The sequence below is a fragment of the Polaribacter sp. genome, assembly GCF_051251875.1.
In the GTDB taxonomy this organism is placed as follows: domain Bacteria; phylum Bacteroidota; class Bacteroidia; order Flavobacteriales; family Flavobacteriaceae; genus Polaribacter.
The window spans coordinates 23505-35042 of the sequence record NZ_JBPOGL010000017.1 but is presented as its reverse complement, the minus strand read 5'-3'; the positions used below and the strand labels follow the sequence as shown (position 1 = coordinate 35042).

Genomic DNA, 11538 nt, shown 5'->3' with positions numbered 1-11538 from the left:
CAAAAAAAACCAGAATAACCGAACACTAAATATCTTCTATTTCGGTAGGTTTTCTGTATCCCTGAAAAGGTTGTTTTAACAATTCTTTTAACGAAGAATTTGTGATTTCATCAGGAAATGTATCTACTCCGTACACAATTTTTTCCCGATCAAATTCCATATAAGTTCCTAAAATTCTGTCCCAAATAGAAAAAATATTTCCGTAGTTAGAATCTGTATAAGGCAATTTATGATGATGATGAATTTTATGCATATCTGGAGAAACAATAAAGTAACTCAAAAGTTTATCCACCTTTGGTGATATTTTAATATTTGCATGTGTAAATTGAGTAAATATCAACGACATAGATTGATAAATCATAACAATAGCAATAGGCGTTCCTACCACAAAAACACCTAATAACGTAAACATAAAACGAATTATACTTTCTATGGGATGATGCCTGTTTGCCGTAGTTGTATCTACTTTATGATCTGTATGATGCACCAAATGAACCCGCCAAAGTACGCCAATTTTATGCTCTGTATAATGTGCCAAATACGCGCCAAAAAAATCTAAAAACAACACGCCTAAAACTACATATAACCAAAGTGGCAATGCTGGCAACCAATTTATCAATCCAAAATTATTGGTTTGCACCCAATCTGCTGATTTTAATAGCAAAAAAGCCAATGCAAAATTTATGATGATGGTAGTAAGCGTAAAAAATAAATTAGGAAAAGCATGTTTCCATTTTTTGTAATCGAATTTAAACAAGGGTATTGCGCCTTCTAAAAGCCAAAAAAATGTAATTCCTAAAACTAAAATTAAACTTCTGTGTGCTGACGGAATGGTCTCAAAATACGTGTAAATAGTTTCCAAATTAATTTTTATTTTCTACTAAAATAGTAAAATTAAAGCAAACCACATTTTAGATAAAATAAAACTACTTTCTTCTAACTTTCTTGTTAGACTCCATAGGAATGCGCTTTTTTAAGGCTTCAACAATATTGTAAGCCGCTGGGCAAATTGCAGTATTAGCCACCGTTAAATCTGTAATTCCAATAAACTTTTTTCTATTAGTATGTGGGTATTCTGCACAAGCTTTTGGCCTCACATCATAAATAAAACAGGTATTGTCTGTTTCATCTAAAAAAGAACAAGGTGCTGTTTTTAACACCATAAAGTCATCTTCATCTCTTGTCAAATATTGCTTCTGAAAATCTGCAACTTTCATTTTTAAATGCTTAGAAATACGTTCTGTATCTTTATCTGTAAAAATTGGACTAGTAGTTTTACAACAATTTCCGCAAGTTAAACAATCTGTTTTTTCAAACTCAGCGTCATGTAACTCTTGCACAACATAATCTAAATTTTTAGGAACTCTTTTTTTAAGATTTGTAAAATATTTTAGATTTTCTTTTTTAGCATCTTCTGCTAATTTAGGTAGTTGTTGTAAGCGTTTTTCCATGGTGCAAAAATACAATTATTCTGAACCAAAAATCATTCTAAAAAAACAAATAAAAATATGTAATTTTGCATTTCAATTTTCGATACTAAATGAGCATTCAAAACATTATAGAAACCAAAGTAAAAGAAGGTTTTTTAGCTTTATACAATATAGAAATTCCAACTGTAGAATTTCAAGCAACCAGAAAAGAATTTGAAGGAGATATTACCGTTGTAGTGTTCCCTTTATTGCGTTACAAAAAAGGAAATCCTGTACAAATTGGAGAGGATTTAGGTAAATACTTGGTTGAAAATATCACAGAAATTACCAATTTCAACGTAGTAAAAGGGTTCTTAAATTTAGTTGTTGATGATGCTTTTTATACCAACTTCTTTAATACTATATATTCAGATACTAGTTATGGTACTGTTTCGCCAAAGGCGGATGAAAAAGCGGTGATGGTAGAATACTCATCGCCAAACACTAACAAACCTTTACATTTAGGTCATGTTAGAAATAATTTATTAGGGTATTCTGTGGCTGAAATTATAAAAGCTGCTGGTAAAAAGGTGTACAAAACTCAAATTATTAACGACAGAGGAATTCATATCTGTAAATCGATGTTAGCTTGGGAAAAGTTTGGGAACGGAGAAACTCCAGAATCTACGGGCTTAAAAGGTGATAAATTGGTTGGTAACTATTATGTGAAATTCGACCAAGAATATAAAAAAGAAATTTCGCAATTAATTACTGAAGGTAAAACGGAAGATGAAGCTAAAAAACAAGCTCCGTTATTTTTAGAAGCCCAACAAATGTTGTTAAAATGGGAAGCTGGAGACGAGCAAGTGGTTGCACTTTGGAAAGAAATGAACTCTTGGGTTTACAAAGGTTTTGAGGTTACTTACAAAAATATGGGTGTAGATTTTGACACTTTATATTATGAAAGCAATACTTATTTATTAGGAAAAGATGTGGTTGCACAAGGTTTAGAAAAAGGTGTTTTCTATAAAAAAGAAGACGGTTCTGTTTGGTGCGATTTAACAGAAGATGGTTTAGACGAAAAAATTGTGCTTCGTTCAGACGGAACAGCGGTATACATGACCCAAGATATTGGTACCGCCATACAGCGTGTAAAAGATTATGCAGATGTTGGCGGAATGGTGTATACGGTTGGTAACGAACAAGATTATCATTTTCAAGTATTGTTCTTAATCTTAAAAAAATTAGGATTTGATTGGGCAAAACAACTGCATCATTTAAGTTACGGTATGGTAGATTTACCTTCGGGTAAAATGAAATCTAGAGAAGGAACTGTTGTAGATGCTGATGAATTAATGGAAGAAATGTCTGAAACAGCAAAAGAGATTTCTGAAGAATTAGGGAAATTAGATGGGTATTCTGATGAAGAAAAAAACGATTTATACAACACCATTGGTTTGGGTGCTTTAAAATATTTTATTTTAAAAGTAGATCCTAAAAAGAGAATTTTATTCGACCCAAAAAGTTCTGTAGATTTTCAAGGAAATACAGGGCCTTTTATTCAATATACGTACGCTAGAATACAATCTATTATTAGAAAAGCAGCTTTTGATTATTCGCAACCTGTAACAATAAAATTACACGAAAAAGAAAAAGAATTGTTAAAACAGTTAGAGTTATATCCAGAAACAATTCAACAAGCAGCTGCAAATTATTCGCCAGCCATAATTGCAAATTACACCTATGATTTGGTAAAAGAATTTAATTCGTTTTATCAAAATGTATCTATTTTAGGTGAAGAAAATTTAGACAACAAAATATTTAGAGTTCAATTGGCAAAGAAAGTTGCTGATACTATTAAGTCTGCATTTTTATTATTGGGAATTCATGTTCCGGAGAGAATGTAAAATAGTTGTTACTAGCATTGTCTATAAACATAAAAGTTAGTAAATTAGCCCGCGTTAGGGATTGAAATGGCATCCTTTTTTGTTTTTACAAAAAAGATACAATGGAAAGCCCGTTAAAACGCCCAAATAAAAAATATTAAAAGGTAATTTTTGAATCTTTTACTCATAAATTTTTAAATAAATCAAAATGAAATACGACATCATTATTATTGGAAGTGGACCTGGAGGTTATGTTACAGGAATTAGAGCTTCTCAATTAGGCTTTAAAGTTGCCATTGTAGAGAAAGAACACTTAGGTGGAATTTGTTTAAACTGGGGATGTATACCAACAAAAGCTTTGTTAAAATCTGCACAGGTTTACGATTATTTGAAGCATGTAGACCAATATGGTTTAAAAGCGGAAGCTATTGATAAAGATTTTGAAGCGGTAATTAAAAGAAGTCGTGGTGTTGCTGATGGAATGAGTAAAGGTGTTGCCTTTTTAATGAAGAAAAACAAAATTGATATTATTGACGGTTTTGGTAAAATAAAAACGGGTAAAAAAGTAGATGTTACTGCTGCTGATGGTACCGTAACTGAATATAGCGCAGACAATATTATTATTGCAACGGGTGCACGTTCTAGAGAGTTGCCTAACTTACCACAAGATGGTAAAAAAGTAATTGGTTACAGACAAGCAATGAATTTACCTAGCCAACCAAAATCTATGATTGTTGTAGGTTCTGGTGCAATTGGTGTTGAGTTTGCTCATTTTTATAATTCTATGGGAACTGAGGTTACTATTGTAGAATTTATGCCAAATGTAGTGCCTGTAGAAGATATTGACGTTTCTAAACAATTTGAACGTTCTATTAAAAAAGCTGGAATTAAAGTAATGACAAATTCTTCTGTAGAGTCTGTTGATACTTCTGGTGAAGGTGTGGTTGCAACTGTAAAAACTAAAAAAGGAGAGGAAACTTTAACAGCTGATATTTTATTATCTGCAGTTGGAATTAAATCTAACATTGAAAATATTGGTTTAGAAGATGTTGGTATTATTGTTGACAGAGATAAAATCTTAGTAAACAATTACTACCAAACAAACATACCTGGTTATTATGCTATTGGTGATGTGGTTCCTGGACAAGCATTGGCACACGTTGCCTCTGCAGAAGGAATTACTTGTGTTGAAAAATTAGCTGGTTTACATACAGAACCAATAGATTACGGAAACGTTCCTGGTTGTACGTATGCAACTCCAGAAATTGCATCTGTTGGTTTAACAGAAGCAAAAGCAAAAGAAGCAGGTTACGAATTAAAAGTTGGTAAATTTCCTTTTTCTGCATCTGGTAAAGCAAAAGCAGCAGGAACTCCTGATGGTTTTGTAAAAGTAATTTTTGATGCTAAATATGGCGAATGGTTAGGTTGCCACATGATTGGTGCTGGTGTTACAGACATGATTGCTGAAGCAGTTTTAGGACGTAAATTAGAAACTACTGGTCATGAAGTTTTAAAAACAATTCACCCTCACCCAACCATGAGTGAAGCGGTTATGGAAGCTGTTGCAGATGCGTATGATGAAGTAATTCACTTATAAAATTATAGTCATTAAGAGGGCATTAGAACGTAGTAATCTGTTATTTTAAATTACAAGATTGCCACGGAAAATAAAAAAAAATCTTCGCAATGACATTCAAATATAAAATGAAACTATTAAACGAAAACCTTGCCAAATTGGCAAGGTTTTTTTTGTGCTAAAAAATATTCAACCAAATAAAAAAACCCCTAGAAAAACCAGCATTTCATTTTTCAAATAGATGTTTTTAGATTTAGGTTTTTAATGATAAAGATCTGCTACAGAAATCTAATTCTCTTTTATAAATATAATTTTTACTGAATCTTTTTCAGACTCTATTTTACTTGTTTCTGAAATTAAATTCTTATAACTTAGCTACATGTATACTAAGCAAAATTAATCTTAGTGTTAAACATCAAAAACAAATATGGAAAGTAAATTTAATATTTCAGTTCTTATAGATGGTGACAATGCACAGCCTAAATTAATAAAAGAAATAATTGAAGAAGTTTCTAAATATGGGAAAGCTACTATTAGAAGAATTTATGGAGATTGGACTTCACAACAAATGAATAGTTGGAAAGCAATTATAAATCAACACTCTATAAGTCCCATTCAAAAATTCTCTTATACAACTGGTAAAAACTCTACAGATGGCGCACTTATAATTGATGCTATGGATATTTTACACGGTAAAAATACAGAAGGTTTTTGTATTGTTTCTAGCGATAGCGATTATACAGGTTTGGCAAAACGAATTAGAGAAGAAGGCTTGTTTGTAATGGGAATTGGAGAAAAAAAAACACCAGAAGCTTTTGTAAAATCTTGCGAAGTTTTCACTTTTACAGAAAACCTAAAAAATGAAGAGATTGAAGAAATAGCAGAAACGGAAGAGAACGAAACCAAAACACCAACATCTAATAAAGAAAACACCCTAAAAAAGAGTAAAAAGACGCCTAAAAAAGTCCGCTTGTCTAAAGAAGATTGGAAAACAGTTACCAAAGCTTTTGATATTTCTACCAATGAAGAAGACAAAGCACATATTTCTGCTTTAGGTTTAAATATTAGAAAAATTGACCCAAGTTTTGACCCTAGAAGTTATGGTTTTAAAAGTCTAACAAAACTTTTTGAAAACATAGATAAATTTGAAGTTATTAAAAATGAAGTTGGTGGTTTAAATCATCCGTTATTAAAAATGAAATAAAAAGAGGCTAGTATATTTTAATAAAAATTATATACTCTAAAGACTTTTCAAGAAGTAGAATTTTATTTCTTATTTAAATGTTCCTCAATATCTGCAATATGATATTGTAAGGATTTTGCCGAAATTTGAATTTCTTTAATTAATAAACTCAATGAAATAATTAATAATATTAAGGCAATACCAAATACCCAAACGGCTAATAATTGTTGATGTATATAAATTAAAAACATTGTTAATACACAGAGTAACAAACTAGAAATTCCAAAAATTTGCATCCAACGAGTTAGGCTTAACCGCATTTTTAAATTTTTAATTTGTCTTATTAAAGAATCATCTTGACGCTCTAAATAAATATCATGCAAGTTTCTAATTACCGCTGCATACGCTAAAAAACGGTTTGTATAAGCCAGCATAATTAAAGAAATTGCCGAAAATAAAAGTGCTGGTGTTGTTAATGTAAGTTGTTCCATAAATCAAAATTACTAATAACTCACAAATAATTAATACAACTATATTTAAAAAAAACGTATTTTAACCCTATGTAATTGACTATGAACCCTGTACCTAATACATAAATAAAGGGCTTCTCTTTAGTACTATTACATAGAATTACAACTATAAATTTAAAAATTACAAAATGATACATGCTACTCTTAAATTTTTGTCAGACTTTTTAAACAGAGAATTAAAATTAGGTTTTAATACAGATGTAAACAAAGTAGTAATTGGTAATCTTATCAATTTAGACGGCTCTATAAATGTTGATGTAAAAAATAAAGTAGTAATTACTTTACTAAACATTAACTCAGAAACAATTCAATTAACCAAAAAAAAAATGGGTAATACATTTGAAAAAACATCTCCACCATTGTTCTTAAATATATCTATTTTAATAACTGCCAATTACGAGTCTAAAAATTATTCAGAAGGTTTAAAAACAATTTCCAAAACCATAAGTACTTTTCATAGCAATAGTATTTTTAACAAGAAAATGTATCCTTCTTTAGATGAACATTTAGTAAGGTTAAATATAGAAACTGAAAACTTAGACGTAAAAGAGCACAGCAAAATTGTCAGTGAAATTGGAGCAAAACAATGTCCTTCAGTTATTTATAAAGTCCGTATTTTACCAACTGAACCAGAAGTTCATACGCCAATAATTACTGTTCCACATATTTAGTCCTAAAATTTAAGTTCTAATTTATTATTTAGAAACATGATAAAAAAATTTATTCTTGTACTAAGTTTCCTAACTTTTTCTATACAAGCACAAGAACTTCCAAATGGTTTTGTGTATTTATCTGATGTAGATGCTTCCATACAAACGGAATTGCGTTATTTTTCGCATCATAATTTTATAGGAAAACCGATAGATGGTTATCATAAAAACTGTTTAATTGTTACTGAAGAAACAGCCAAAGCATTAAAAAAAATTCAAACTATTTTAAAAAAAGACAGTTTAAGTTTAAAAATATTTGATGGCTACAGACCACAAGAAGCTGTAAATCATTTTGTGCGTTGGGCAAAGGTCTTAAATGACACATTAATGAAGCAAGAGTTTTACCCAAAAGTAGCTAAGAAAACCTTATTTAAAAAGGGATTTATTGCTTCTAAATCTGGCCATACAAGAGGTAGCACAGTAGATTTAACCATTATCAATTTAACATCGGGAAAAGAAATAGACATGGGTAGTGCTTATGATTTTTTTGGCGATGAATCTCATCCATTTTATAAAAAAATAACGATAAATCAGCAAAAAAACAGGAACCTTTTGCGTACAATTATGTTAGAAAATGGATTTAGACCTTACCACAAAGAATGGTGGCATTTTACGTTAAATAACGAACCTTTTAGGCATACTTATTTTAATTTTCCTGTAGAATAACTAATTTTTAACAAAATAGAAACTACCTTCCTGTAAATCGGCATTATCTTTGCATTGCAAATTGCTAGATCTAAGCACTATGAAATCAATTATCAAATTTTTATTCTTTTTCAGTTGTATTCTTACTTCATCTCAATTATTGGCTCAACTAGACAGCAATACCGGAACGCAAGAAAAAGGGAATATAAAAGCGGTGGTAAGCAACAACGCTAAAGTTGTAAGCAGGCCAAAATCTATAAAATTAGATGCCCATGATGGATTTAAAAAAGCATACGAAGCAGAAAACGAAAAATTAAAAACGAAGCAAGAAGAAGAAAACTTAAACAATAAAGGAATTATTTCTCAGGCAAAGTTAAGTGAAGAACGTTTTCAAAAGAATTTCAGAAAAATTAATGGTCAATATGTGTACCCAAAAATAGATCAAGATTTGGGTAGTTTCAGAACCAACTCTAACAGCGTAAATATTATTTGTAGAGATTATCAATATCCAGATGGTGATAGAGTAACTATTTACGTAAATGATATTCCTGTAGTTGTAAATATTCTTTTAGAACAACGTTATCAAAAATTTAATATTCCACTTCAAGTTGGACTTAATAAAATAGAAATTAAAGCATTAAATCAAGGTACTTCTGGCCCAAATACGGCAGCTTTTAAAGTTTATAATGACGCCGGAATGTTATTATCTTCAAACGAATGGAATTTAGCAACGGGCGCAAAAGCAACACTAGTCATTGCTAAGGACAAATAAACCCAACGAAAACGTTGTAGTTAAATTCTAAAAACCTTTTTTTTTTATTCTATATAAAAAAGTTATTTTTGTATTTCGATTATCTTATCTAAATTGATACTCATAAAATAAACAACAACCGCAAGAATGAAAAAAATAACCAAGCAAACCTATCTAGATTGGTACAGAAACATGCTTTTTTGGCGTAAATTTGAAGACAAATTAGCCTCTGTTTATATTCAACAAAAAGTAAGAGGGTTTTTACATTTATACAATGGTCAAGAAGCTATTTTAGCTGGTGCATTGCATGCAATGGACTTAACTAAAGACAAAATGATTACTGCTTACAGAAATCACGTACAACCAATTGGTATGGGAGAAGATCCTAAACGTGTAATGGCAGAATTATATGGAAAAGCAACAGGAACATCTAAAGGAATGGGTGGTTCTATGCATATTTTTTCTAAAGAATTTCGTTTTTATGGCGGTCATGGTATTGTTGGTGGTCAAATTCCATTAGGTGCTGGTCTTGCTTTTGCAGATAAGTACAAAGGTAATGGAGGTGTTACCTTAACATGTTTTGGTGATGGTGCCGCAAGACAAGGTTCTTTACACGAAGCTTTTAACATGGCAATGTTATGGAAATTACCTGTAATATTTATTGTAGAAAATAATGGTTATGCAATGGGAACTTCCGTTGGAAGAACAGCCAACCATACAGATATTTGGAAATTAGGTTTAGGTTATGAAATGCCTTGTGGACCTGTAGATGCTATGAACCCGATAAAAGTAGCAGAAGCTGTTGACGAAGCTTTACAAAGAGCAAGACGTGGAGACGGCCCTACATTTTTAGAAATGAAGACCTACAGATACAGAGGACATTCTATGTCTGATGCACAACATTACAGAACAAAAGACGAAGTAGAAGAGTACAAAAAAATAGATCCTATTACGCAAGTTTTAGATATTATAAAAGAAAAAAAGTACGCTACTGATGAAGAAATTGCTGCTATTGATAAAGAAGTAAAAGCAAGCGTAAAAGAATGTGAGAAATTTGCAGAAGATTCTCCATATCCAGAAGCTAAACAGATGTATGACATGGTATATGAACAAGAAAATTATCCTTTTATAAGTTAAAAATATGGCTACAATTGTAAATATGCCCAGATTAAGTGACACCATGGAAGAAGGTGTTGTGGCAAAATGGTTAAAGAGTGTTGGAGATAAAATTGAAGAAGGCGATATTTTAGCTGAAATTGAGACCGATAAAGCAACTATGGAATTCGAATCTTTCCATGAAGGTACTTTATTATATATTGGTATTCAAGAAGGAGAAACTTCTCCTGTAGATGTTTTATTGGCTATTATAGGAGAAGAAGGAGAAGATATTTCTGCTATTATAAATAAAAGTTCTGAAGAAGAAAAAACCGAAACGAAAGTAGAAGTAAAAGAAGAAACTACTTCTGAAGTTGTTTCTAATGAAGCTGCAGCAATTCCAGAGGGTGTTCAAGTTATAATGATGCCTCGTTTAAGTGATACAATGACTGATGGTACTGTGGCAACATGGTTAAAGAAAGTTGGAGACACTGTTGAAGAAGGTGATATGCTTGCTGAAATTGAAACAGATAAAGCAACTATGGAATTTGAATGTTTCTATGAAGGAACTATTCTATACATAGGTGTGCAAGAAGGAGAAACAGCTCCTGTAGATAGTTTATTAACTATTATTGGCCCTGCCGGAACAGATGTTTCTGCAATTGTTGCAAGTGGTGGTGCTACTACCGTTACTGAAACTACCGCTGCTCCTGCAAAAACTTCTGATAAAAAAGAAGAAAAACCAGCTGCCAAAGTTGAAGAAACAAAACAAGTTGTTGCATCAAACAATACTTCTAACGGACGTATTTTTGCATCGCCATTGGCTAAAAAAATAGCTTCTGATAAAGGTTTTAATCTTGCTGATATTAATGGTACTGGTGAAAACGGACGTATTATTAAAAAAGATGTAGAAAACTATACGCCAGTTGCTAAAACAGAAGCTGCTGCTGCTACTGCAAATGTTGCTGCTGCAGGTGTAGAAAACTCAGAAGAAGTAAAGAATTCTCAAATGCGAAAAGCAATTGCAAAATCTTTAGGGAATTCTAAATTTTCTGCTCCAGATTTCAGTTTAAATATTGAAGTTGATATGGACAATGCAATGGCTTCTAGAAAAACCATAAATGCAATTCCAGATACTAAAGTATCTTTTAATGATATGGTAGTAAAAGCTTGTGCTATGGCATTAAAAAAGCACCCACAAGTAAATACATCTTGGACAGAAACAAACACAGTATATCACAGTCATATTCACGTAGGTGTTGCAGTTGCTGTTGATGATGGATTATTAGTACCCGTAATTAAGCATACAGACCAATTAAGTTTAACTCAAATTGGTGCAGGTGTTAGAGATTTAGCTGGTAAAGCTAGAAATAAAAAATTAGCTCCTGCAGAGATGCAAGGTAGTACTTTTACAGTCTCTAACTTAGGTATGTTTGGTATCGAAAATTTTAATTCTATCATAAACCAACCTAATTCGGCTATTTTATCTGTGGGTGCAATTGTTCAAAAACCAGTTGTTAAAGACGGACAAATAGTAGTTGGAAACACTATGAAATTAACGTTAACTTGCGACCATAGAACAGTAGATGGCGCTGTTGGAGCTCAGTTTTTACAAACATTAAAAACGTTTATTGAAAACCCAGTTACAATGTTAGCATAGATAATTTGTAAAAAAAAATAGTACACAATAAAAAAAAACCATCTCAAAAGATTACTTTTGAAATGGTTTTTTTATGAAATAGAACTAAAAAAC

General features: G+C 31.4%; 11 protein-coding genes. 8 read left to right on the top strand and 3 right to left on the bottom strand.

Annotation, left to right across the window (positions count from 1 at the left end; translation table 11 throughout):
• Positions 1-25: 25 nt before the first annotated feature.
• Together ACSHW5_RS09255 and ACSHW5_RS09250 are read right to left on the bottom strand one after the other, a co-directional pair.
• Entirely contained in the window at positions 26-862 is an 837-nt protein-coding gene (locus ACSHW5_RS09255) for a sterol desaturase family protein (protein WP_435675841.1), read from the bottom strand.
• Between the two features lie 64 nt (positions 863-926).
• Complete coding sequence (locus tag ACSHW5_RS09250; protein ID WP_435675840.1) at positions 927-1451, bottom strand: YkgJ family cysteine cluster protein; 525 nt, start codon at positions 1449-1451, stop codon at positions 927-929.
• Between the two features lie 89 nt (positions 1452-1540).
• On the opposite strand from ACSHW5_RS09250, the gene argS reads away from it, so the two are divergent.
• From argS to ACSHW5_RS09235, 3 genes are all read left to right on the top strand, one after another.
• Positions 1541-3316, top strand: a complete 1776-nt coding sequence (gene argS / locus ACSHW5_RS09245) for an arginine--tRNA ligase (RefSeq protein WP_435675839.1) — start codon at positions 1541-1543, stop codon at positions 3314-3316.
• A 187-nt stretch (positions 3317-3503) separates the two neighbouring features.
• Positions 3504-4892 (top strand): dihydrolipoyl dehydrogenase, encoded by a 1389-nt coding sequence (gene lpdA, locus ACSHW5_RS09240; RefSeq protein ID WP_435675838.1) that lies wholly within the window; start codon positions 3504-3506, stop codon positions 4890-4892.
• Positions 4893-5298: 406 nt separating this feature from the next.
• Positions 5299-6075, top strand: coding sequence for an NYN domain-containing protein (locus ACSHW5_RS09235; protein WP_435675837.1), 777 nt, complete (start codon positions 5299-5301; stop codon positions 6073-6075).
• A 62-nt stretch (positions 6076-6137) separates the two neighbouring features.
• Here ACSHW5_RS09235 and ACSHW5_RS09230 read toward each other — a convergent pair whose 3' ends face one another.
• On the bottom strand, positions 6138-6545 hold the full coding sequence (locus ACSHW5_RS09230; RefSeq protein WP_435675836.1) for a DUF2721 domain-containing protein: 408 nt from the start codon (positions 6543-6545) through the stop codon (positions 6138-6140).
• Between the two features lie 167 nt (positions 6546-6712).
• Between ACSHW5_RS09230 and ACSHW5_RS09225 the strand changes: the two genes are divergently transcribed.
• The 5 genes from ACSHW5_RS09225 to ACSHW5_RS09205 all read left to right on the top strand — a co-directional run bounded on the left by ACSHW5_RS09225 (position 6713) and on the right by ACSHW5_RS09205 (position 11445).
• Positions 6713-7255 (top strand): DUF4255 domain-containing protein, encoded by a 543-nt coding sequence (locus tag ACSHW5_RS09225; protein ID WP_435675835.1) that lies wholly within the window; start codon positions 6713-6715, stop codon positions 7253-7255.
• 36 nt (positions 7256-7291) lie between these two features.
• Positions 7292-7960 carry a M15 family metallopeptidase gene (locus tag ACSHW5_RS09220; protein WP_435675834.1) on the top strand — a complete coding sequence of 223 codons (669 nt, stop codon included), beginning with the start codon at positions 7292-7294 and terminating at the stop codon, positions 7958-7960.
• Positions 7961-8039: 79 nt separating this feature from the next.
• A complete protein-coding gene (locus ACSHW5_RS09215; protein ID WP_435675833.1) occupies positions 8040-8711 on the top strand; it encodes a hypothetical protein in 672 nt (223 codons plus the stop codon).
• Between the two features lie 126 nt (positions 8712-8837).
• Positions 8838-9827, top strand: a complete 990-nt coding sequence (pdhA, locus tag ACSHW5_RS09210; protein WP_435675832.1) for a pyruvate dehydrogenase (acetyl-transferring) E1 component subunit alpha — start codon at positions 8838-8840, stop codon at positions 9825-9827.
• A gap of 4 nt (positions 9828-9831) precedes the next feature.
• Positions 9832-11445, top strand: coding sequence for a 2-oxo acid dehydrogenase subunit E2 (locus tag ACSHW5_RS09205; RefSeq protein ID WP_435675831.1), 1614 nt, complete (start codon positions 9832-9834; stop codon positions 11443-11445).
• The last annotated feature ends 93 nt before the right edge of the window (positions 11446-11538 follow it).